The organism is Streptomyces sp. NPDC059452 (assembly GCF_042750035.1).
Classification (GTDB): Bacteria; Actinomycetota; Actinomycetes; order Streptomycetales; family Streptomycetaceae; genus Streptomyces.
The window spans coordinates 226,282-248,137 of record NZ_JBHYVE010000010.1; the positions used below are offsets into that span (position 1 = coordinate 226,282).

A 21,856-nucleotide genomic window follows, 5' to 3' on the forward strand; every position below is an offset into this window, starting at 1 on the left:
CGGAACCCCGTTCGTCTCCTCCCACAACTGGAACGACGCCCCCGGCAACACCGCACCCGACTCCGAGTCCGTCTTCACCACCTCCACCACACCCGTGACGGGCGGGGTGGTGCAGTCGGGCAGGTCGCCGTTGAAGGGGTAGGCGTGGAACTCCTTACCGCCGCCTCCCGTGGGGGCGTTGGTGTGGGTGAGCGATCCGGTGGTGAAGAAGCGTCCGTTGACGCCCGGCAGCGTGACCGTGGTGGACGAGCTCTGCTCGCCGATGAGGAAGCTGCCCTGGAACTGGCCGGTTCCGTTGAGGTTCACCGTGGTGGCGTCGGGGATGTTCCACAGGAGACGCTCGCGGTAGGCGTTGAGCGGGTCGGTGGCGTCGTCGATCCCGCCGCTGTAGGTGTTGAGCGTGCGGTTCGCGCCCACGATGTTGACGAGAATCGTCGCGTCGTCGGGGATGCCGGCGAAGACGATGCCCTGCTGGGCTCCCGCGGGCCCCGTCAGGTCGAAGTCGACGTTGAAGACCTGGAGCGCGGAGGTCCCGTCACCGGTGAACAGCGTCTGGGTGCCCTGATTGACGGCCGTCCCCGTGGGCGTCCTCGGGGCACCGTCGACGCGTGCGTAGCAACGGCTCGCGGTGGTGAGCTCGTCCCTGAGGGCGACATAGGGGGCAATGGCGTCGTCGTCCTGGGTGAGGGTGGCCTCGACCGTGCCGGTCAGCGTACCGGCGTACCGTACGACGCCGTCCTCGGCCAGGACCCGCTGGCCCGTCGCCACGGTGATGTTGCCGCCGGTGGTCAGCCAGTCCGCTCCCACGGGCGGCGGAACACGCGATCCGACGCCCACCTCTCCGACGTTGTAGACCTGCCCCGCCTGGGCGTCCTTGTTCACGTCGAAGTTGTTCAGGACGACGACGCGCCCCTCGGCCTCCGCCGCGGAACCGCGGACGAGGAAGTCGTCCCCCACGAACAGGTTGATCGCGTTGTCCCGGCCCGCGACGGGGCCGTTGTTGATGCCCGGGAACGGGTCGGGGCAGTCTCCGGGAACACAGGGCCCGAGCCCGCCGGGCAGAGGCGCGGCCGACGCCGGAACGGCACCGGGGCCGAGCATGAGGAGAGGGACGGCCGCGAGGGCCGTCACACAGGCGAGCCCGGCAGAGCCGGCACGCCCACGAGGGCGCCCATGGCGCCGAGGGGATGGTTGTCTCATGGCGTGAGTCTCGGCTCGGACCGCACGGCGCGCCCACGCTCGCAGCCGACGCTGGTCCGGCCGGGGAACAGGCTCACCGCCACGTGTGAGGGAATGCCTCCGGATGGCGCAGCCACCGGACCCTCCCGCCAGTGCCGGATCAGGCGACGTCCGCCCTGTCGACGACGCCCGCGCGGGAAATGCCCCTCGCTTGTCTCATCGGCATCTGCGCCGGGTCATGGACCACTGGGCGCCGACACTTGCGGGGCAGGGTCAGCAGCCCTCGGCCCGACGGGGACACGACCGAGGGCGACGGGCCCACGGGCGACGCTCCGCCAGAGCGAGCCGTCCCGTACGGCGGTTGGGCGACCACCGGGGCGCGGAGGCGGTGGCGGTGGAGGCGGCGGGCGGCATCGCGGACGCCCGGGGCGTGACCGCCGCGCCGGCACTGGGAGCCGACGCCGTACAGGTCGGTACGGGGTTCCTCGCCACGGAGGAGTCCGGCGCACCCGCCGTCCACAACCGGAGGTGCACGCCGCACTGAACAGGCTCGCCCCCGGCGGCCCTTGAGGCATAGGCTGAACCCCTCAACTGAGGCGCAGGCCGAGCCTCTCGACGATCCGGGCAGGAACGCGCCATGGAGATCACTGTCCAGTGGATACGGACGTCCTGGACGAAGGAGTCCCGAGGAGGGGAGGCCGCCGCACGCAGGAACGCGGCCCCGATCGGCTTCACTCTCCCGCCGGCCGGGGCCACCCCCTCAGCACACGTGATCCGTATGCACGAGTGCAACGGCTTTGAGCCCTTCGACACCCAGGAGGCCCGCGCGAAGGCCGATGTCCACCTCCGGGAGACCGACGGCCGCCTACGGGTCCTCCCCCGGGTCCAGCCCCTGTTCGGCCTGCCGCCCCGACCCCGACGGCCCCCGGCCGTACGCCTCGCCCCCGGCCAGTGGGTGCGCTGGCAGCTCAACTACCGCTTCAGCAGTGGGGCGGGGGTCCGCGGCTGGTCGTACTGGCTGGACACGTTCAACATCGCCTACGGCCCGGTGAGCGCCGACGTGTTCCTGTCCACGCCCACCGTGTTCATGGACGAGCAGGGGCCGCTCCGGTAGCCCTTGCGGTACCCAGCGGATATCGACTGGCAGTCCGGGTGCCGGAAGGGCAGGGTGCCGGGTGATGAACGACGAGTACGAGATTTCCCACCCCCGACCCCACCCCGACCCCGACCCCGACTCCACCGAGGGCTTGCTGCAACGCGGCCGTGGCCTGGGCGCGGTGCGAGCGCTCCAGGACCCCCGGGGGTCTGCCGCGTTCGTGTACGACGGGATCCGCCGCGACGGGCGGTGGGACGGGACGGACAGCCGGTCCCTGTACCTGGCGCGGCTGGTCCGTGATCTGGGCCTGTCCCCCACGCCGGTCGTGGACATGCTGACGGGGGACGAGGAGGCTTGCCTGCGGGCCTGCCGGGTCCTGGAGCTGCTGGCTCTCGCCGGATCGGACGAGGCCGGGGAGGGGATTCGCGCGTACGTCCGCGAAGGCGTGCACTGGGTCCGCGTACTGGAGTCGGTGGCGATCGGCTGGCCGCAGGAGTGGTGGGCGGACCTCCGTGATGTCGCACACGCCCGGATCGGCGCGGAGACGGAGCTCCCGGACGCCGCCGAGCCGTGGACGCGGTTCGGGATCGAGACCGGGAGCCGCCCTTTCGACCGGCGGCCGTCACTGGCCGGGCTCGGCACCGCGGACCTCCTCGCCCTGCTGGCCGACGACCGTACGGAAAACGGTACGAAGATCGACGCACTGCGCGCGCTGAACGGCCGGGAAGCGCGGGACCCTCGGGAAGCGCGGGAACCTCGGGAAACCCATGAGGGCCTGATCCCGCTGGTCCCCTCGCTGGGCACATCGGACGGCCACCGGCCCTTGCCCCTGCTCAGGCAGGCCGTTGACCACCTGGGCGCCCTCGCCGTACCGGCAGCGCGCGACTGGGCACGGGACGACCGCCCCTGGCTGGCCCGACTGGGTGCGGACGTCCTGGCCGAACATCCCGGCCCCGACGCCCTTCCGGGGCTCGTGGACGAACTCGCCGCACAGTGGACGGAGCGATCCTGGTGCGGCCCCGACCGCACGGCCCGGCGCCTGGCCCGTTTCGGCCCCACCGCCGCCGACGCGGTGCCCTACCTGCGGCGCTTCTGGCTGCACACCCCGCACTCGTACGAGCGGACCGCGTACCTGAAGGCCTGGGCCGCCATCGACGGGGACGGCCTGGACCACGTGTACACCGAGTCCCTCTGGGACTGCGAGGAGAAGACGCGACTACTGGGAATCGCGGCAGCACCCGGGACCCCGGAGACCCTGGGACGGATCGCCGTACTGCGCGACGACCCGATGGAGACGCCCGGGGTCCGAGCTGCGGCCCGAGCGCGACTGACGACCTCGTCCGACGACTGACGCCCCCGTCCGACGTGCGTCCGTCCTGAACGGCGTGTCCCGCTGAGAGCAGGAGCCTCCGGAGCAGCGGAAAGGAAGATCAGCGGCGAAAGGTTTCCCTACCCTCGGCCCCACCAGAACAGCGGTACCGCCACTGCCAGCAGGAAGCCGGCCCCCGCCAGGAACTTGGCGCTCCCCGGACGCCGCCGCGGGTCCGAGAAGGCCGAGAGGAGAAGCAGAAGGGCCGATGGGAAGAAGACGAACATCCCGAACCAGGAGCCGATGAGCGACCACGGCAGCAGCACCGCCGCGACAATCCCGGCGGCCCGTTGAAAGCCGGAAGGCCGGGCGTGGAGAAACAGCGGCACAGCGGTCAGTGCCGTGGTCGCGACCACCAGGGGAAGCACGAAGAAAGGGTCCCCGGAACCAACGACCGGCAGCAGCGGGACGACCACGGCGCACACGGCCAGACCCAGCTGCCACGGATGAACACGCTCGCGCACGGTGACTTGCATGGCCGCCCCCAGGACTCGTTTTCTTGAACGCGTTCAGATTACCCCGGCAGGTGACACCCCCGGACCGGCGGGCCCGTGGCCCAGGGGTCTGCGGCGCCCGTCACCCGTTAGACGTCGGCAGCGGCCTGCGCGGCCCGGTTCACGCCCGGACCGTCAGCGACGAACGGCAAGGCAGCACCAAGCAGCGCCGCAGCCGCGAGCACGGAAACCCCAAACAGACGGTGGCGATACCGGACGCGACCGGCAACAAGCGGCTGGACGCCTGGCAGAACGTCATCACCACCGGGCGGGCCGGGCTGCTGTTCGTCATCCCGGGGCGCACCACGACGCTCAGGATGAACGGCCGGGCCGCCGCCTCCACCCGCCCGAACCTGCTGTCCCAACTGACCCCGTGAGCAAGCCGCCGACCAGCGCGCTGGTGATCGGGATCGAGGAAGCCTACCCGCACTGCCCCAAGTCGCTCCTGCGCAGCGCGGTCTGAAAGCCGGACCAGTGGCTGCCGAAGGACGCCCAGCCGACCTCGGCCGAAGTCACGCTGGCCCAGCTGCGGATGCCGGGGCTGACGATCGCCGACATCGAGCAGGTGGAGGCGGATTCACTGAAGTACCGGTACGAGTAACAGATCGTCCGGGTCAGCCTGTTAGAGCGCGCCGTCCTGTACGGCGGTGACGAAGGCCTGCCACTGCGTCGGCGCGAAGGTGTGCGCGCCGAGGGTACGGTCCTTGCTGTCACCTACGGCGATACGGCCGTCCGGCGTCGGCTGGGTCTCGACGCACGTGCCCCCGTTGTCGCCGCTGTAAGAGGACTTCACCCAGGCACTGTCCGGCAGGCCGTATCGCACCATCAACTGTCTCCGTCTTTACGCTCTTTTCGCGAACTCTCGCCGCACTGATGAGACTAGCTCCATGGACTGCCGCGACGCGAGTGCAGATGCCCTCAGCTCGTCGAAGGCCAGCTGATAGCGCTCCACTGGCAGATCCTCCTCCAGGTATAGCGCGCCGTCGAGATAGTCCAGGTTGACGACGTCGAGGTCCATCGGATCGGGATAGCTGTAGATGTTGAAAGCGCCGTCAGCCCCCGCGTGCCCCCCCTGCGAAAGGGGCACCACCTGGATAGTGAGCTTGGGCGGGTTGTTCACCTTCAGGAGCTTGCCGAGCTGCCCTGCCATGACAGCCGGCCCACCGACCTCGCGACGGAGAACCGCCTCGTCGAGGAGACAGACGTACTGCGGAGGGTTGTCCCGCGCAAGGATCTCCTGCCGACTCGCCCGCACCTCGATGTAGGACTTGATCTGGTCCTCAGTCTGGGATTTGCCTGCGGCTCGGATCACTTCCGTGGCGTACTCCGCCGTCTGGAGCAGCCCCGGCACAAGCATCGACTGGAAGGTGAGAATCCGGGCGGCATCGGACTCGATCGACAGCCGCTCCTGGAAACCGGCCGGGAGTATGTCGCTGTACTGCGCCCACCAGCCCTTCCGCCGCCCCTCCCGAGCCAGCGTGGTCAGCGCCGTCCGAAGCCGGTCGTCCGACACCCGGTACAGCTCAAGCAGCGCTTCGATCTCCAGTTTGCTGACGCCCTGGCGGCCGTTCTCCTGACGGGAGATCTTGGGCTTGTCGCCGCCGATGCGCTCGGCGGCGTCTTCCATGCCGACTCCGGCCTTCTCACGGAGTCGCTTCAGCTCGGCACCGAGTCGGCGGCGCCGCACGGTCGGACGCGGGTGGCTTGGCACGTAGGTCCCTCCCCAGACGTAAGTGGCTCAGTGTTACCCACTCATGACGGCGTTTAGCAACTCCCTTTATATGCAGAAGCGTTCACCCGGTCAGGCGAATCTACAATTTTGTAACTGAAGTGGTTGCGAGGAGCGCTCTCGACAGTCCACTCTGTTGCTCACCACGAACGGCAGCGCCTCGATCACCCAGCGTTGCCACATAGGCCGGATCCCCCTTCCCTCAAAACGGAGGAGCAGTCATGCCCGTCACCGCCGAACCGGACCCGCCCGACTACCGTCAAGACCTGGTCGCCCACCCCGAAGCCCTCGCGATCATGCGGCGCATCGTCAAGGCCCACGTAGACCTCTGGGGCTTCCGGGAGTTGAGCGACGCCGTCACGCTCTGCGCCCATGAGCTGCTGGCCAACGTGGACCGGCACACCGGGTCGCCGCACTGCACGATCACCCTGCGGCGCCGCCCCGACGGCGTACGGGTGACCGTGACGGACACCAACACCGAGTCACCCACGCCACGCGCCCCCGACTGGGCCACCGAGAGCGGGCGCGGGCTGGCCCTGATCTCCGGGATCGCGGAGCACTTCGGCACGGTCATCCGGCAGGAGAGCAAGGACGTGTGGGCCGAGATCCTCACCTCGCGCCCGGCCGCACTGGCGTGAACGCCCCACTCCCCCGGGCCTATTGGTGCCACACCGACACCGACGGCACCGCGCCCCACAACCACCCCCTCCCGGCAGACCTCGTCACCACCGCCCCCGGACCCGCGGTGACCTGGATACGGGAATCCGTACGGTGGCTGACACCGCGGCTCGACCGTGACACCTTCCACCGGGCGTGGGCCTGGCTGGGCGACCACCGGGGCGCGGAGGCGGCGGTGCAGACGCTGCGCCGGGGACAGCCGTACGCGTACGAGCTGGACACCCCCGCCGCCCGCTGGCGCTGGACCGCCTACCCCGTCTCCGTACTCCCGCTCGTACTCCCGCTCCCCCTCCACCACTTACCGAACGAGCACCCCGTCAGGAGCTACGAATGAATGCCGTGACCACGACCGCGCCTCCGGCCCCCTCCCCCGGAGCCGCCGCCGAACTGCGTGCCGCGCTCCGTGAAGCCGGGCTGCACGTGGGGGCGGCCGACGGCGAGGGCAACGTACGGCTGGGCCCCCTGGAGGCCTCCGACGCACGGCAGTTGGCGCGCCTCATCCGTACCGGGACCAAGCGCACCCTCAAGGCCGCACGCACGCTGCGGGAGATCTGCGAAGCGTACGGGATCGACCTCCCCGAACTGCGCGTACGGCAGGGCCGCATCACGCTCGGGACCTGCCAACTCGACGACGCCGTACGGCTGGCACGGCTGCTGGGTGCGTCGTCGCCCGGACCGGACGCACCGGACGCCGACACCGTACGGGACCTGTTGGCGCAGGCGTTCCCGGCCGCCACGGGAGGTGGGGCGCTCGACGTCTCCGTACGACAGGAGGCCCCGGACACAGTGGAGTTGGGGGCAATCGACGCCCGGACCGCACGGCGGCTGATCGGCGCGCTGCGGTTCTGAGGCCCGCGCCGATATGCCCGTACGCCGCAGGCCGTGCACGGGAAGGAAGCCGCCGCGGCCCTCCCGTGCACGGGGTCATGGGGGGTGCGGTCAGCAGTTCGGGATCACGGTGCCGTTGTTGTCGCGGGCCTCGTCGTTGCCCCAGCGGGAGAGGTAGTACGCGGAGACGTAGGCGTTGCGCCCGTTCTTGCCCGGGTAGACGCTGTCCAGGTCGGTGCGCAGCCACCAGTGGTTGAACTGGGTCGCCGTGCCGACCCGGGCGCCCCACACCTTGCAATAGACGTAATGGGTACCGGCGTTGAGGAGACCTTGCGCGTCGGCGGTGTTGGGGGCGGCATAGCCGGTGGCGGTGGCGAAGGTGTCGACCCAGTACTTGCCGCCTCCACTGCCACCGCAACCATTGTCGCTGGTCAGGTACTTGTTGTAGTACGAGCCCGGATAGGGGCTGAGCGACTGGCCGTTGATGACGATGTTCTGGCCTACCCCGTTGAACAACTGCTCGTAGTGGATGTGGGCGCCGGAGCTGTTGCCGGTGGAGCCGGTGGTGCCGATCTGCTGACCCTGGGCGACGCGGGCCCCGTTGGCGACGGAGAAGGCGTTGAGGTGGAAGTAGTAGGTCTGCCAGCCGCCGCCGTGGTCGATGGAGATGTAGTTGCCCGCGCCGCTGGGCTGGGAGTGGCGGTAGGCCGTGCCGGGGGCGGAGGCCAGGACCAGGGAGCCGGCGGTGGCGCCGCCGTCGGTGCGGACGAAGTCGAGAGCCCGTCTGACCTCGGCGGAGTGGTGGCTGTAGGTCCACTGCTGGCCGCAGGCGTAGGGGGCCTTGAAGTTGGGCGCGGCCGCTGCGGGGGACGCGGTGGCGGTGACAACGAGCAGCCCGCCGAGGAGGGCCAGCAGGGCGAGGATGCTCGTACGTGTGTGAGTACGGGCACGGGGTCGAGGCGAGCGCATGAGTGGGGGGATCCTCCGGGTCGACAACCGAGCAGTGGGGTGCGGGGTGTACGAAGTGCCGTGTAATCTACGCGAGTTGAAAGCCACCACCAGAGTGCCGCATGGTGAGCCGCACGGACAGACCCCGCCTGCGACCGGGACCCCCAGAGGCCAGAGGCGGGCGGGTTCAAGGATCGGCGAGATCAGAGTCGGGCGAACAGGTCGTCGAGTGGGGCGGGTACGCGGCCGGGGTCCAGGGCTTCGACGAGGACGCGTCCGTACTGGATCTTGCGCCCCTTCTTCGTACCGAGGAAACGCCTCAACTGCTGCTGTGGGGAACGGCCTTGCTGCGCGGGCTGCCGCAGGAAGATCTGGAGGGCCCGCAGGTCGCCCTCCGCCTGGATCAGCTCCTCCACCCGCGTCACACCGAGGGCGCGGATGAGCTCCTCCTCCAGGTCGGCCGCGCAGACGAAGAACTCCGACTCCTCCTCCCCCACCACACCGGCCCGCTCCCAGCCCCGGGCGTAGAACCCGCGCTCCCGCTCGTCGCACAGGCCCGTGAGCCGGATGCCCAGCCCGGAGGGCCCGAGGAGACCGGCGTACCGGGCGACGCTCATCGCCCCGCCCATCGGGAGGACGCAGACCCCCTCGGCGGCCAGGTCCCGGCCACGGCTCCCGGCCAGCGCGTTGACGGCGGCGGCGTCGCTCGGGCCTTCGAGGAGGACGACGGTCCGTACGGGGAGCTGTCCGGCCAGCTCGCGGGCGGGGTCCTCGCCGGGCCCACCGGCCGCCCATGCGGTGACCGCCTCGCGGAACGCGTCCATGTCGCCCGTCTCACTCATGGGGCGAGTCTCCGCGCTGCGCGGCCGGTACGGTAACGAATTTCCGCCGACATGCAGGCCTGGGGTGCATCCCCGTCCGCGACGGCGAAGGCTCGACGAGCGTACGGAAGTCTTCGAGCATCCCTTCGGTGCTCACGCGGAAAGCCTGAGCGCGGGCGCTGCCGTTGCTGGTCAAGCGGTCAGCGTACCGACCACGCGTACGCCGGAGAGGGCGACCGGCCTTCCGCCGAGCCCCGCGTGCGCGGGGACCACCCAGTGCCCGCCATCGCCGCCTGGATGCCGTTGGGACCACCCCCGCGTAGCTCGCGGACCGCTACGAGGCCACTGTCCTCGTAGCGGCCATCAATGAATGACTGTAACCAGCTCGATCAGGGGCGACGGACAGGTGTCCGTGGAGCTGTGGAGGTTCAGGTGTTGATGGCATGTTCGACGAACTGGCCACAGGCGCGGAACCCCAGGCGGCGGTACACAGGCTCCCCGTCGGCCGACGCCTGCAGGACCGCGATGCTGTGATCTCGCTCGCGGGCAGCGTGAAGGGCCGCGAGCGAGATGGCTCCGCCGTAGCCGCGCCTGCGGTGGGCCGCCAAGGTGGAGATGTTGTAGATACCGGCGACTCCCGCGTGGTGGAACACCTCGGCAGAGCAGACCGGACGGTTCTCCACGTAGCCCACCAGGTACCGGGCCGGGCAGGTGGCGGCCAGCGCCTGGGAAGCGGCCCGGGCGAAGAAGTCGCGGACGGTTTCGGCGGGTGGATTCCAGTTCGCGGCGAGGACCGTGGCGTAGTCGGCGAGCTGTTCGGGCGTGGTCACCGTCCGGATGTCCAGACCCGGGACAGAGGGAATCGGCAGGGTGTCGTCCAACTCGGCCCACATCGCCGTCTCACGCTCGGACACCGGCAGACCGGCCGCCGTCAGGTGGGCGGTGAGGTCTGCCGGTGTCGAGGCAGGCCCCACCCACCAGGAGAAACCGCGGCTGGTGCCGGCCAGCGTCCCGACGGTTTCGGAGATGCGGGCCGCGACATCGCCGGCGGTGAAGCGGGCTGCGGCGACGATATTGAACGTGTCGTCGTCCAGGCCGCTGTCCGCGACCAGGAGGTCACCGGTCTCTGCGACGGTCGCACCGGACATGCCCCGGTGCAGATGGCAGGCGTGTTCCGCCAGGTTCCGTTCCATCCTGTCCGTCAAGTCGGCTTCATCGAGAAAGTAACCATTCATAGGGATCGATACCAGCACGACCGAGCGAGGACTGCATGTCATTTTAGGCGGCGCCACGCCGACGACCAGCGCTTTCGATGCACGCCCCAGCCCTCTTGGGCACGTGGACACCCCGGACGAACAGGGTGCCCGTACGTCGGCTTCCCGGAGGCGGGGCAAGGACGGTCGCTGACACGTCTGCGAATCCGTGTTCCTTGAGAATCGGGGTCCACGCATCGGGTTCGTAGTCCCACCGCTTGACGACAGCGGGGTCCTCCTCCGGCCCGCGCGGGATGTATGACGCCTGGCAGCCGTAGCACCCGTCGACGGGCGGCCGCTGGGAGAAGGCGAACACTCCGCCCGGCTTAAGGCGCGCGTGGACGACCGGCAGCAGGAGACCGGGGTCGGTGAACCAGACGGCACCGAACACGCTGTAGATCGCATCGAAGACCGTGGATGCGTCTTGAAGGTAGGCCAGCGCGTCGGCCTGGTGGAATTCCGTCCCGCCCACGTCGGACCACCGCTCACGTGCCTTGTCGAGTTGCTTGGCGGAGAGGTCGATCCCAACGGACTTCATGCCCAGCGCGGCCAGATGAGCGGCGTTCCCTCCGGCCCCGCTCCCGAGGTCGAGCACCCTGTCTCCCGGGTTGAGCATGAGTTCACCGGCCCCGGGGCCGTGGTCCGGATACTGGGTCCAGTTGAACCACGTGGTCTCGCCCCTGGCATTGGTCTTCCGCCGCTGGGGCTTGCTCTGCGAGTAGGTGTCCCATGCGGTGCTGCGAGCGTCAGTCACTACCTGTCCGTTCTCGTTCACGGCGACAGCCGCCCGGCACGATACCGGGCGGCTGCGGCTCGGGGGTCAGTTGCCCCGCTGAGTCGGAGCTACTTGGCGACGGGACTGTCGGAGCATCCCGCGTAGCTCTGGGTGCAGTCGGCCGCGCCGTCGATCGGCCAGAACTCCGGGTCCGGGTCGAAGCCGGCCGCCCGGATCATCTCGGCCGTCCGGCGCATCGCGTCCCGTCCCTCGGCGGGGTCGCGGCCGTTGTCACGGTCGGGGGCATGGTGGATGAACCCGCTGCCAAGCGCGGCGCAGAACTCGGCGTAGTGCTTGGTGTGGAGCACGAGCGCGTGCCAGAAGAGGTCCACGCGAAGGCTGGGCGTGGCCCTCTCCGCAGTGTTCGCGGCGACGGCGAGGAAGGCCAGTACCTGGTCGACGCCACGCTCGCCCTGGTCGTCGGTCATCTCCGGCCAGGAGTCCTCGCGGACCATGGTGATGAGGTCGGCCCTCAGTTCCGGAGTGATGAGCTCGTACACGGCCTTCGTCGTATCGGTGATCGTCACGTCTGTGCCTTCCTGGTCTGTGTGGAGCATCAGGGCACTTGCGGGGGCCAGGCTGCGGAAGCCATAGGGTCAACGGCTTCTCGGCGCTGCTGCTGGGGTAGGTGACCTCAGAGCCGAATATCTGGCCCGGAATCGCGCGCCACCCGCACGGTCATGGCCTGGTAGGCCTGCCCGGTCCGGTTGGTGAAGCGATGTTCTCGCCGCCGACCGGTCGGAACGACGACACTTCGGGCGTCGCCCGGGCGTCACTCAGCGGGGTGTCAGCGACACCTCTCGGGGCGTCAAACCGATGTCATCGCGGGACTGTTCGGTCTAGCTTTGACGTCATGACGACGACCGCCGTGGCGCCTAATGATGTACTGCGGGCCGTGCGTATCGGCCTGCGCTTGAGCCAAGACGACTTCGCCAAGGCGCTCCGCCGGGCGGGCGTGGAACTGGGGGAGCCGAACGAGGCTTCCAAGCGGCTGGTACAGCGCTGGGAGTCCGGCACAAGCAGGACGCCTCGGGGTGTGTACGCAAGAGCTTTAGAACGAGTCACCGGCCGTCCGGTCGAGGCTCTGGGGTTCACTCTGCCGGTGCCGATGGCACGGATCCAAGCGGATGGGGAAGGAGGGCATGACATGGAGACCGCCGCAACCGGAGCCCCGTCTGCTGCTGTAGGCACACAGAAGGCTGAGGAGACGTTCTCGGGAGTGTGGCTCAGCCGCTACGAGTTTTTCTCTTCCGGCCGGGCCAGCTCGTACGAGGGTAAGCACTATGTAGTGATCGTCCAGCACGGAAACCGGCTGACCGTTCAGAGCCTGCCCGGGGCGAGCAGCAATCCGGACAGCCCGCTCGCTCTGGACCTGACCGTTGATCGCAACGTGGTCACCGGTACGTGGGTCGAGCAGACCGCCGCAGACGGCTACTACAACGGGGCCCGCTACCACGGGGCCGTCCAACTCCTGATCGAACCGACCGGCCGCCGCATGGCCGGGAAGTGGGTCGGCTTCGGCAAAGACTTCGACGTGAATACCGGCCCCTGGGAACTGCGGCTGGTGGACCGGTCCACGAGCAAGGCAGCACTGGAGAGGTACAGGCAGCCGCCGGAGTGATGCCTCGCTCCAACGGAAATGAAGAGCAGGACTCAGTGGCCCGGCTCTCCAAAGATGATGCGAGACCGTTCGAGCACCGCCGACTCGGGGCCGTTCGTCGGGAGAGGACTCATAGGCGGAGCCCGTCCTCTGTGTGGGCCGGTCCGTCGGCTGTGGATCTCAGACGGATTTGAGCAGGCCGCGGAGGTTGGCCATGCGTGCCTTGATGTCGGCGGCTTCGGTGGCTTCGGCGGGCTGGATCGGGTCGTTGTCGGTTTCGGTGTGGTGGGTGGTGTGGCAGGGGCGGCAGAGGCCGTCGGGGAGGGCTTCGGGCTGGCCGGGGCGGCCGCAGTCGGTGCATTCGATGAGGATGCGGTGGGTGGGGGTGGAGGTGCCGGGCGAGGTGGTCGCGGGCCTGGGGAGTTGGGGTGGGAGTTTGTCAGTGAGGCGGCGGCGGACGAGGCCGAGGGGGTAGTCGACCTGGGCGGGGAGTCCTGCGGTGAGGGCGCTGGTCAGGTAGTCGACGGTGACGCCCCGGGAGAGCCATTCCGCTGCCTGTGCTTCCAGGGCGGCGCAGTCGTCGGCGGAGAGGGCGAGGCGCTCGTCCTTGACGCCGAGGTGGGCCAAGGCGAGATAGGCGGGCGAGGGGGCGGATGCCAGGGGTGGTGTGGGTGTGGTGGAGGGCGCCTGGGGCGGGGTGTGTTGATGCGGTACGGGGGTGGGTTCCAGGCCTGCCGTAGCGGCGGAGGCCTCCTGCGTACGGGAGTTCTCCGACGGTCCGGGCGGTGGTGGTTCTTCGGCCGGGACCCAGGGCGGCGGAGGCGGGGGCGCGGTGTCGGGGGCCGGGGCGTCTGGTGTTGTGGGGCTTACGGCCTGGGTGGCCTGCACGGCCTTTTCGGTGGCGAGGTAGGTGTTCCACCATGCGTTGTCGTGTGCGGTGCGGGACCAGAAGGTGCGGAAGACCCACCGTGTCTCGTCGCCCGTGCCGACGGCGCACCGTACGCGTCGCAGGTGCCCGGCTACGGAGAGGGCGTTCAGGGCGGTGGAGATGGCCTGCTGCCCGTAGAGCGGGAGCTGCTTGGCCAGCTGCTTCACGCTCATGGCCGCGCCTTCGGGGAGGTGGTCGACGAACCCGGCGACGTACCGCTCGCGCGTAGGCAGGAGCGCGAAGTCTTCGCGCGTACGGGGGCGTTGGCCGGGCGCGGAGCGTTTGCCGTACCCGGGCTTGGCCATCGGGTACGCGGCGGAAGGTGCGGGGGCAAGCAGGGCAGGACTAGTGTGCTGGATAGCCACGGGATCGACCTTTGTCTCGATCTTGCGGTGAGACCCCGACCTGGTGTGGCTACACCGCGTCGGGGTCGCTTGGTTCTCGAACCGTAAGCACTCGTGACGCTCCGCCGCAAGCTGTCACAATTAGTCATACTTGCTCGCCGTGACGGGGTAGGGAGGGAGGGAGGTTTTCCCCAACCCCCTTCCCTTACCTGCCGGTTAAAGAAGGCGCTCGAACCCCGAATCCCGCATCCCGAACCTCGCATCCCGAGACCCAAGCTTCGGCCCGGACCCACGCCTGCGCACCCCCGAAAGAGTGAACTGAACATCCCGAAGCCCGAGACTCGGGGCTCGGGATTCGAGACCCACCCCACACGCACGCGGGGACCACCCCCTGGCGAGGAGGGCACGTTCATCCTCTGCTCGGGCCCACCCCCGCACTCGCGGGGACCACGCGGAGACGGTCACCTTCTTGCGGTTCGGGGCGGGCCCACCCCCGCACACGCGGGGACCACAGTTCGCGACCTGCGGGTTTATGGCCACGAGCTCGCTTTCCATCACTTCCCGAGAAACAGACATATACCCCAGCCCCATGACCGGCTTCCGCCGGAGCCATGCAGCCTTCACTATCCCTAGAAACGTGGGTCAGTAACAAGCGAATCGTCGGACAAGCCGAGGTGGGCCCGGAACGTTTGCCGGCCGGTGTCGGTGAGAGCGACGGCGCGGCTGGTGCCGATCCGCCTGATCCAGCCGGAATCGAAGGCGTGAGCACATAGGGCAGCTCCGGCGGCTCCGGCCAAGTGGGGGCGGCGTTCGGTCCAGTCCAGGCATGAGCGGACGGGCGGGCGCCGCGTGGCGGGCGGTAGTGCGATGCCGAGTTCGGCCAGCCAGGCCGTCCCGTTGCCGGTGAGCGTCAGCCCCTGCTCCCAGTCCAGCAGCCCCCGGTCGGTCATGGCCGTGGTGATCGCGACTCCGAGAGTGCCGGCGAGGTGGTCGTAGCACGTGCGGGCGCGGGCCAGTGCCCGGCCGCGGTTGACCGCGGGCAGCGATCTTGGCGGAGCGAGGCGTCGAGGAGCCATGGAGGCAAGGTTCTCGATCAGTTCGGCCGTCTCGGGATCGGCGAGGCGAACGTAGCGGTGGCGCCCTTGGCGCTCCTCGGTGAGCAAGCCTCCGTTGACAAGGAGGTTCAAGTGCCCGGTCGCGGTCGAGGCGGCTACCCCGGCATGACGCGCCAGCTCGTTCGCGGTCCAGGCGCGACCGTCCAGCAGTGCCAGGCAGAAACTTGCGCGGGTGCCGTCGGCCAGCAGCCCGGCCAAGGCGGCCAGGTCCGGGCCCTCCGTATGCGCGTCATGGCTGTTCATCGTGTTCCATCATGCACCCGCGATCCTTCGGCCGGGACCGAAGGATCACCGTCCTACCGTCCAGCCCATGAACACCGCGACGCCCGGCGGCGTGCTCAACGGCACGTCGGCCGATCATGTGACCATCACACCGAGCATCCTGTACTTCGGAACCCCGGTCGTACTGCTCTCCACGGAGAACGCGGACGGCTCCTTCAACCTGGCGCCGATGTCGTCGGCCTGGGCACTCGGCCAGATACTCGTCCTCGGTGTGGGCGTCGAGGGACAGACCGCACACAATCTGCGCAGCCGCCCCGATCTGGTGGTCAATCTCCCCGCACCCGCTCAGTGGCCGGCGGTGGAACGGCTGGCACCGCTGACCGGGCGCAACCCGATCCCCGTGGGCAAGCGCAACACCTTCCGCTTCGAGCCGGACAAGTTCGCCGCTGCCGGCCTGCGACCTGAGCCCTCCGAGCTGGTCCGGCCACCGAGAGTCGCCGAATGCCCCATCCAGCTGGAGGCCCACGCAGCCCAGGTCCGAACTGACGTGACCGGAACGTTTCTCATCATCGAAGCCCAGGTGCTCAAGGTCCATGCCGATGCGCGGATAGTCGTCCCCGGCTCCCAGCACATCGACCCAGCCAAGTGGAGCCCACTGATCTACAACTTCCGCCACTACTACGGACTCGGGCCCGAAATCGGCCACAGCTTCCGTTCCCAGACGCCCCGACGGAACCACTGATTCGCCCCGACCGAACAGGCAGCCGGAGAGCCCGGAGCCCGAAGCTCGGGTTCCGAGCCGCCTACTTCACTTCACCGCCGATCCAACCCTCGCTCTCCCCTGCGTACGCAGGGACCACGGAGGTAAGGCCCGCACTCTGGGACTGGTGGTGGGACCATCCCTGCGTGCGCGGGGACTATCGAGTGCCGATCGAGGAGGGCACCCTCGAACGGGGACCATCCCCGCGTGCACGGGGACCATAGCCGAGACCATCCGGTGGCACACCACCGCGTTGGGACCATCCCCTGCGTGCGCGGAGACCGCAAGCTGGATCTCCGGGGCATCCCACAGCATGGGATCATCCCCACAAACGCGGGGACCGCAGCCGATGGGCTTCTACGATTCCCAGACCCTGGGCCCAACCCCGCACGCGGGGACCACGAGCACCGCCACATCCCGTGGCGCCTGGACCTGGGGCCCGCCCCCGCACGCGCGGGGACCAACCACTTGCCCGCCCTCTTCGCCCGCAGCACCGCGGGACCACCCCCGCACGCGCGGGAACCACCGTTCCTGACCTGCGGGTCTATGCAGCCAGCGGCTCGTTTTTCATCACTTCTTGAGAAGCGAACGTATCGCCCCAGTCTCACGGGCGGAGGACTTCTACCGGAAGCCGTGCAGCCCTCATCATCCTCTCCTCCGACGGCAGAGCGGGCAACAGACCAGCAAGGGGGCACCTGGTGGCACGTCTTCCGTTCCGGTTACTCAGAACTGCGCACCTGCGGCTCCTCCCCCATCGGCATTGCCCTGATGCGATCGGAGCGCCGACCGGCCGAGCGGTCCGCCTCACCGCCGGTACAGCCCCTCGATCTCCTCCGTGAAGTCCCGGGCGATCGCATCCCGCTTCAGCTTCAGCGAAGGCGTCAAGTGGCCCCGCTCCTCCGTGAAGTCCACTGGCAGGACAGCAAATTTACGGATCGACTCCGCGCGCGAGACCAGGCGGTTCGCCTCGTCCACCGCCTTCTGGAGGGACGTGCGCAGCTCCTCGTCGTGGATCAACTCCCTTAGTGACACGTCCTGTTTCTTCGTCATCTGACGCCAGTGCTGGAGGCCGTCCGGGTCCAGGGTGATCAGGGCCGTGATGTACGAGCGGTTGTCGCCGATCACCATGCACTGGCTGACCAGGGGGTGGGCGCGGAGCCAGTCCTCCAAGGGGGCGGGTGTGACGTTCTTGCCGCCCGACGTGATGATGATGTCCTTCTTGCGGCCCGTGATCGTCAGGTAGCCGTCCTCGTCCAGGGCCCCCAGGTCGCCCGTCGGGAACCAGTCGCCGTCCAGGAGGTACGGAACCGGCTCCGCGCGTTCCGTGTCCCAGTAGCCCCGGAACACCTGGCCGCCCCGCAGCAGCACCTCGCCGTCGTCCGCGATGCGTACCGAGGTGCCGGGCAGCGGCCAACCCACCGTGCCCAGGCGGGGTTTGAGGGGTGGCGTCACCGTGTGGGACGCCGTCGTCTCCGTCAGGCCGTATCCCTCGAAGATGCCGATGCCCGCGCCCTCGTAGAAGGAGGCCAGGCGGCGGCCCAGCGGCGAGCCGCCGCAGATCACGTACCGGACCTTGCCGCCCAGCGCCGCCCGGATACGGCGGTAGACCAGGGGATCATAGAGGGCGCGGGCCGCGCGCAGCCCGAGGCCGGGGCCCGGGCCCGTGCCGTGTTCGGCGGCCTCAACTGCCTTGCCGTAGCGCTGAGCTATACGGGCCGCCCGGTCGAACGACGACGCCCGGCCCATCTTCTCCGCCGTCGCCCTCCCCGTGTTGTAGACCTTCTCCAGTACGTACGGGATGGCGAGGAGGAAGGTCGGGCGGAAGCCCGCCAGGTCGGCCAGGAGGTCATCCGTCTGGATGGACGGGGCGTGGCCCAGGCGCACCCTCGCCCGCATGCAGCCGATCGCCACCATCCGGCCGAACACATGTGAGAGGGGGAGGAAGAGGAGGGTGGACGCCGGGTCCTTCGACACCGACTTGAAGACCGGGTGGAGGAGTTCGATCGCGTTGTCCACCTCGGCGAAGAAGTTGCCGTGGGTGAGGACACAGCCCTTCGGGCGGCCCGTCGTGCCCGAGGTGTAGATGAGCGTGGCGGGGGATTCCGGTTCCAAGGTCGCCCTGCGGGCCGCCACCGCCGGATCCGGGATGTCCTTGCCCAGGGACTTGAGGTGGGCGATCGCCCCCGTGTCGAACTGCCACAGGTGCGCCAGGTCGCCCAGTTGCCGACGTTCCAGGCTGATCAGGCGGCCCTGCTCCTTCGTCTCCACCGCGCAGGCCACCGCACCGGAGTTCTGGAGGATCCAGCGGGCCTGGAAGGCGGACGAGGTGGGGTAGATCGGGACCGTCACCAGGCCGGCCACCCAGGACGCGAAGTCCAGCAGCGTCCACTCGTACGTCGTACGGGCCATGATCGCGATCCGGTCGCCCGCCCGCAGCCCCTCCGCCATCAGGCCCTTCGCCACCGCGAGCACCTCGGCGGCGAAGTCGGCGGCGGTCACGTCGTGCCAGGTGCCCTCGGCGTCCTTGCGGCTGAGAACCGCCTCCGACGGCGCCTCGCGGGCGTTGTCGAACGGGATCTCCGCCAGCGAGCCCCGCAGGACCGGGGGCGCGAGCGCCGGTACGGAGACCTCCCGGACCCGTCCGTCGGGGTCCCGCTTCTTCGTCGGCTCCACAAGGACCGGTGTGGATGGGGGAGTTGCGGATACGGGGGCGGCGGATGAAGGCGTTGACACGTGCGGCTCCTCGGTAGCGGGGGCGGGGGGGGCGGGCGGGTCTCGTCACCGGGTCGTCCGTCCGTCCGGCAGGCAGACAGACAGGTAGGCAGGCAGGGCGGAGAAGAAGTCAGGGGCGCTCCAGGATCGCCGTCACGCCCTGGCCGCCCGCCGCGCAGATCGAGATCAGCCCCCGCCCCGGGGCCTCCCGTTCCGCCAGCAGCTTGGCCAACGTGGCGACGATCCGTGCCCCCGTGGCGGCGAAGGGGTGGCCCGTGGCCAGCGAGGAGCCGGCCACGTTCAGGCGGGTGCGGTCGAGCGGGGACAGACCCTGCTTCTCCCAGGCCGCGAGGGTGGCCAGCACCTGGGAGGCGAACGCCTCATGGATCTCGTACAGGTCGAAGTCCTCGATACCGAGCCCCGCGCGCTCCAGCAGGCGCGGCACCGCGTGCGCCGGGGCCATGAGGAGGCCGTCGTCACCCTCCACGTAGTCCACGGCCGCCGTCTCGTAGAGGGTGAGGTAGGCGAGTGGCTCCCAGCCCCGTGAACGTGCCAACTCCTCGCTCGGGCCGTCCAGGATCGGGCCGCCCGCAATCGGGCCGCCCGAGATCGGCCCGGCCGGGATCGGGCCGCCATGCGGTCCGTCCGGGATTCTTCATCTCGACCAGCTCCTGACTCTTGAGTAACCTTACTCTGGAGTAAATCTACGACCGAGCAGGGAGTCAGGACAATGGCCGATCGCTATCTGCACCTCTCCGGCACAGCACCCGGCCGCTTCCTCACCCGCCGCCTCGGCCTCCCGCAGCCCGCCCCGCTGCGCCGCTGGAGCCTGGAGACCCCGCATCTGGACGGGCCGCTCCTGCATCTGGCGGCGGGGACCCCGGCGGTCACGGGAGTCGCGGAGGTGCTGTCACGGGTCGGGCTCCCGGTCGTCGGCCGTGCCGACCGGCCCGCCGCGATCGTCCTCGACGCCACCGGGGTGGCCACCGCCGCCGGGCTCGGGGACGTACACGCCGCCCTGCACCCCGTCGTACGCTCCCTCGCCCCGGGCGGGCGGATCGTCGCCCTCGGTACGGTGCCGCCCCCCGGCGACCACCACCAGGCCGCCGCCCAGCAGGCGTTGGAGGGGTTCGTCCGGTCGCTGGGGAAGGAGATCGGGCGGGGCTCCACCGTTCAGCTCGTACGGATTCCGGGCGGGGGAACGGCTCACGACGCCGAGTCCACCCTCCGCTTCCTTCTCTCCCCGCGCTCGGCGTACGTCAGCGGCCAGGTCATCGAGCTGACCGCCGCCACCCACGGCCCCGCCCCCGGCCCCGCCTCCTCCCCCGACCCCGTAGCCGACTGGTCCGCCCCGCTCATCGGCCGCACCGCCCTGGTCACCGGGGCCGCTCGGGGCATCGGCGCGGCCGTCGCCTCCGTGCTGGCCCGCGACGGGGCCCAGGTCATCGCCCTGGACGTGCCACAGGCCCATGGGGAGCTGGAACGTACCGCCGACCGGCTCGGCGCCACCGCCCTCCCCCTGGACATCACCGCCCCCGACGCCGCCGACCGCATCTCTTCGGCAGCGCCCGACGGGCTCGGCATCCTCGTCCACAACGCGGGCATCACCCGTGACCGCCGCCTCGCCAACATGCCCGCCGAACGCTGGACTTCGGTCATCGAAGTCAACCTGGACAGCGTCCTGCGCACCACCGACGAACTCCTCAAGGCGGGCGCCATCCCGCGCGGCGGCCGGATCGTCGCCACCGCCTCCATCGCGGGCATCTCGGGAAACGCCGGGCAGACCAACTACGCGGCCGGCAAGGCCGGAATCATCGGTCTCGTCCGCTCGCTCGGCCCACGCGCCGCCGTCGACCACGGCGTCACGGTCAACGCGGTCGCGCCCGGATTCATCGAGACGAAGATGACGGCGGCCGTACCCTTCTTCATCCGCGCGGCGGGCCGCCGTATGAACTCCCTTTCCCAGGGCGGCCTTCCGGTCGATGTCGCCGAGGCCGTCGCCTGGTTCGCCCAGCCCGCCTCCTCGGCCGTCAACGGCCAGGTGCTGCGCGTCTGCGGCCAGAGCCTGCTGGGGGCGTGAGCGTGATGACCGTGTCCGGGCTGAGCGCCTCCCTCGTACGCGGTGCCGTCACCTCGCCGTTCAAGCACGCCGGACGACGACCGGACGCCACCCTGCCCACCGACCGCCTCACCCTCCCGGCCGCCCCCGCCGCCCCCGGCCCCCTGGCCGCGTACCGCCGGATCTGCGGCTTCCCGCCATCCGGGCCGCTCCCGCTCACGTACCCCCATGTCCTGGCCTTTCCGCTCGCCATGCGGCTGATGACCGGGCGCTCCTTCCCGCTCCCCGTCGTCGGGCTCGTCCACACCTGGATCGAGGTGAGCGGAGTCCGGGCCGCGCAGCCCCACGAGGCGCTCGAACTGACGGTGTACGCAGATGAGTTGACGCCTCACCGGCGCGGCACCGAAGTCACGATGGTGACCGAGGCGCGGGTGGGCGGGGAGCTCGTGTGGGAGTCGCGCAGCGGCTATCTGTCACGGCACGCGACGAAGGCGGAAGCGAAGGCGGAGGCAGAAGCGGAGGCGGAGACGGAGGCGGGGGCAGAAGCGGAAGCGGAGGCGGGAGCGCCCGGGAAGAGCGCGCGGAAGGACCCCTGGCTACCCGCCGTCGCCGAGTGGCGGCTGCCCGGCGATCTCGGGCGGCGGTACGGAGCCGTCTCCGGCGACCGTAACCCCATCCACCTCCACCCGCTGACCGCCCGCCTCTTCGGCTTCCCCCGGGCCATCGCGCACGGCATGTGGACGGTGGCCCGCTGCCTGGCCGAGGCGGGCGGACAGCCGGGTGAACTCCGCACCGTACGGGCCGACTTCAGGGCACCCGTCCTGCTGCCCGCCACCGTGACGTACGCGGCCGACCCGGCCGGGAACGCCTTCGCCCTGCGGAGCGGGAACGGGCGTGTGCACCTCACGGGGACGGTGTCGCGGGGCTTGTGAGGCGCGCCGCCTCG

General features: G+C 69.9%; 21 protein-coding genes and 3 pseudogenes. 11 read left to right on the forward strand and 13 right to left on the reverse strand.

Going from position 1 to position 21,856, the window contains the following annotated elements; translation table 11 throughout:
• On the reverse strand, positions 1-1,131 hold a 1,131-nt coding region (locus tag ACFW9Z_RS16290; RefSeq protein ID WP_384640451.1), incomplete at its 3' end, for a choice-of-anchor A family protein.
• Positions 1,132-1,303: 172 nt separating this feature from the next.
• On the opposite strand from ACFW9Z_RS16290, the pseudogene ACFW9Z_RS16295 reads away from it, so the two are divergent.
• From ACFW9Z_RS16295 to ACFW9Z_RS16305, 3 genes and pseudogenes are all read left to right on the forward strand, one after another.
• Positions 1,304-1,705 (forward strand): annotated as a pseudogene (locus tag ACFW9Z_RS16295) (nitronate monooxygenase); the annotation flags it as partial.
• Positions 1,706-1,816: 111 nt separating this feature from the next.
• Positions 1,817-2,293, forward strand: a complete 477-nt coding sequence (locus ACFW9Z_RS16300; protein WP_384640453.1) for a hypothetical protein — start codon at positions 1,817-1,819, stop codon at positions 2,291-2,293.
• 64 nt (positions 2,294-2,357) lie between these two features.
• A complete protein-coding gene (locus ACFW9Z_RS16305; RefSeq protein ID WP_384640456.1) occupies positions 2,358-3,626 on the forward strand; it encodes a hypothetical protein in 1,269 nt (422 codons plus the stop codon).
• 98 nt (positions 3,627-3,724) lie between these two features.
• Here the strand turns inward: ACFW9Z_RS16305 and ACFW9Z_RS16310 are convergent, their stop codons facing one another.
• Positions 3,725-4,120: a hypothetical protein gene (locus ACFW9Z_RS16310; RefSeq protein WP_384640458.1), complete on the reverse strand. Its 396-nt coding sequence runs from the start codon at positions 4,118-4,120 to the stop codon at positions 3,725-3,727.
• A 215-nt stretch (positions 4,121-4,335) separates the two neighbouring features.
• On the opposite strand from ACFW9Z_RS16310, the pseudogene ACFW9Z_RS16315 reads away from it, so the two are divergent.
• Positions 4,336-4,739: pseudogene (locus tag ACFW9Z_RS16315) on the forward strand (pyridoxamine 5'-phosphate oxidase); the annotation flags it as partial.
• 21 nt (positions 4,740-4,760) lie between these two features.
• On the opposite strand, the gene ACFW9Z_RS16320 reads toward ACFW9Z_RS16315, so the two are convergent.
• Together ACFW9Z_RS16320 and ACFW9Z_RS16325 are read right to left on the reverse strand one after the other, a co-directional pair.
• Positions 4,761-4,931: a DUF397 domain-containing protein gene (locus tag ACFW9Z_RS16320; protein WP_384640461.1), complete on the reverse strand. Its 171-nt coding sequence runs from the start codon at positions 4,929-4,931 to the stop codon at positions 4,761-4,763.
• A gap of 48 nt (positions 4,932-4,979) precedes the next feature.
• The gene (locus ACFW9Z_RS16325) at positions 4,980-5,849 is read right to left on the reverse strand and encodes a helix-turn-helix domain-containing protein (protein ID WP_384640464.1); all 870 of its coding nucleotides are present in this window, start codon (positions 5,847-5,849) and stop codon (positions 4,980-4,982) included.
• 239 nt (positions 5,850-6,088) lie between these two features.
• Here ACFW9Z_RS16325 and ACFW9Z_RS16330 point away from each other — a divergent pair, with 239 nt between their 5' ends.
• From ACFW9Z_RS16330 to ACFW9Z_RS16340, 3 genes are read left to right on the forward strand one after another with little or no spacing between them, the layout of a single operon-like run.
• Positions 6,089-6,505: an ATP-binding protein gene (locus ACFW9Z_RS16330; protein WP_384640467.1), complete on the forward strand. Its 417-nt coding sequence runs from the start codon at positions 6,089-6,091 to the stop codon at positions 6,503-6,505.
• Entirely contained in the window at positions 6,502-6,879 is a 378-nt protein-coding gene (locus tag ACFW9Z_RS16335; protein WP_384640470.1) for a hypothetical protein, read from the forward strand. The genes ACFW9Z_RS16330 and ACFW9Z_RS16335 overlap by 4 nt, the downstream gene beginning before the upstream one ends.
• Positions 6,876-7,394, forward strand: coding sequence for a hypothetical protein (locus ACFW9Z_RS16340; protein ID WP_384640473.1), 519 nt, complete (start codon positions 6,876-6,878; stop codon positions 7,392-7,394). The genes ACFW9Z_RS16335 and ACFW9Z_RS16340 overlap by 4 nt, the downstream gene beginning before the upstream one ends.
• A gap of 90 nt (positions 7,395-7,484) precedes the next feature.
• Here ACFW9Z_RS16340 and ACFW9Z_RS16345 read toward each other — a convergent pair whose 3' ends face one another.
• The 5 genes from ACFW9Z_RS16345 to ACFW9Z_RS16365 all read right to left on the reverse strand — a co-directional run bounded on the left by ACFW9Z_RS16345 (position 7,485) and on the right by ACFW9Z_RS16365 (position 11,697).
• Positions 7,485-8,342 carry a M23 family metallopeptidase gene (locus ACFW9Z_RS16345; RefSeq protein WP_384640477.1) on the reverse strand — a complete coding sequence of 286 codons (858 nt, stop codon included), beginning with the start codon at positions 8,340-8,342 and terminating at the stop codon, positions 7,485-7,487.
• A gap of 182 nt (positions 8,343-8,524) precedes the next feature.
• The gene (locus tag ACFW9Z_RS16350) at positions 8,525-9,163 is read right to left on the reverse strand and encodes a TOPRIM nucleotidyl transferase/hydrolase domain-containing protein (protein ID WP_384640480.1); all 639 of its coding nucleotides are present in this window, start codon (positions 9,161-9,163) and stop codon (positions 8,525-8,527) included.
• A gap of 407 nt (positions 9,164-9,570) precedes the next feature.
• Positions 9,571-10,335 carry a GNAT family N-acetyltransferase gene (locus ACFW9Z_RS16355; protein ID WP_384640570.1) on the reverse strand — a complete coding sequence of 255 codons (765 nt, stop codon included), beginning with the start codon at positions 10,333-10,335 and terminating at the stop codon, positions 9,571-9,573.
• A gap of 85 nt (positions 10,336-10,420) precedes the next feature.
• The gene (locus tag ACFW9Z_RS16360; RefSeq protein ID WP_384640483.1) at positions 10,421-11,149 is read right to left on the reverse strand and encodes a class I SAM-dependent methyltransferase; all 729 of its coding nucleotides are present in this window, start codon (positions 11,147-11,149) and stop codon (positions 10,421-10,423) included.
• A gap of 89 nt (positions 11,150-11,238) precedes the next feature.
• On the reverse strand, positions 11,239-11,697 hold the full coding sequence (locus tag ACFW9Z_RS16365) for a glycine-rich domain-containing protein (RefSeq protein WP_384640485.1): 459 nt from the start codon (positions 11,695-11,697) through the stop codon (positions 11,239-11,241).
• Between the two features lie 326 nt (positions 11,698-12,023).
• On the opposite strand from ACFW9Z_RS16365, the gene ACFW9Z_RS16370 reads away from it, so the two are divergent.
• Positions 12,024-12,791, forward strand: coding sequence for a helix-turn-helix domain-containing protein (locus ACFW9Z_RS16370; RefSeq protein WP_384640488.1), 768 nt, complete (start codon positions 12,024-12,026; stop codon positions 12,789-12,791).
• 159 nt (positions 12,792-12,950) lie between these two features.
• Here the strand turns inward: ACFW9Z_RS16370 and ACFW9Z_RS16375 are convergent, their stop codons facing one another.
• Together ACFW9Z_RS16375 and ACFW9Z_RS16380 are read right to left on the reverse strand one after the other, a co-directional pair.
• On the reverse strand, positions 12,951-14,003 hold the full coding sequence (locus ACFW9Z_RS16375) for a MarR family transcriptional regulator (RefSeq protein WP_384640491.1): 1,053 nt from the start codon (positions 14,001-14,003) through the stop codon (positions 12,951-12,953).
• A gap of 668 nt (positions 14,004-14,671) precedes the next feature.
• On the reverse strand, positions 14,672-15,400 hold the full coding sequence (locus ACFW9Z_RS16380; protein WP_384640494.1) for a helix-turn-helix domain-containing protein: 729 nt from the start codon (positions 15,398-15,400) through the stop codon (positions 14,672-14,674).
• Positions 15,401-15,467: 67 nt separating this feature from the next.
• On the opposite strand from ACFW9Z_RS16380, the gene ACFW9Z_RS16385 reads away from it, so the two are divergent.
• Positions 15,468-16,121 (forward strand): flavin reductase family protein, encoded by a 654-nt coding sequence (locus ACFW9Z_RS16385; protein WP_384640497.1) that lies wholly within the window; start codon positions 15,468-15,470, stop codon positions 16,119-16,121.
• An 822-nt stretch (positions 16,122-16,943) separates the two neighbouring features.
• On the opposite strand, the gene ACFW9Z_RS16390 is transcribed toward ACFW9Z_RS16385, so the two are convergent.
• Both ACFW9Z_RS16390 and ACFW9Z_RS16395 read right to left on the reverse strand, forming a co-directional pair.
• Positions 16,944-18,872: an AMP-dependent synthetase/ligase gene (locus tag ACFW9Z_RS16390; protein ID WP_384640500.1), complete on the reverse strand. Its 1,929-nt coding sequence runs from the start codon at positions 18,870-18,872 to the stop codon at positions 16,944-16,946.
• 109 nt (positions 18,873-18,981) lie between these two features.
• A pseudogene (locus ACFW9Z_RS16395) lies at positions 18,982-19,419 on the reverse strand (acetyl-CoA C-acyltransferase); the annotation flags it as partial.
• Positions 19,420-19,581: 162 nt separating this feature from the next.
• Between ACFW9Z_RS16395 and ACFW9Z_RS16400 the strand changes: the two are divergent.
• Positions 19,582-20,931: a 3-oxoacyl-ACP reductase gene (locus tag ACFW9Z_RS16400; protein ID WP_384640503.1), complete on the forward strand. Its 1,350-nt coding sequence runs from the start codon at positions 19,582-19,584 to the stop codon at positions 20,929-20,931.
• A gap of 11 nt (positions 20,932-20,942) precedes the next feature.
• Positions 20,943-21,842 (forward strand): MaoC/PaaZ C-terminal domain-containing protein, encoded by a 900-nt coding sequence (locus ACFW9Z_RS16405; RefSeq protein ID WP_384640573.1) that lies wholly within the window; start codon positions 20,943-20,945, stop codon positions 21,840-21,842.
• Positions 21,843-21,856 lie beyond the last annotated feature (14 nt).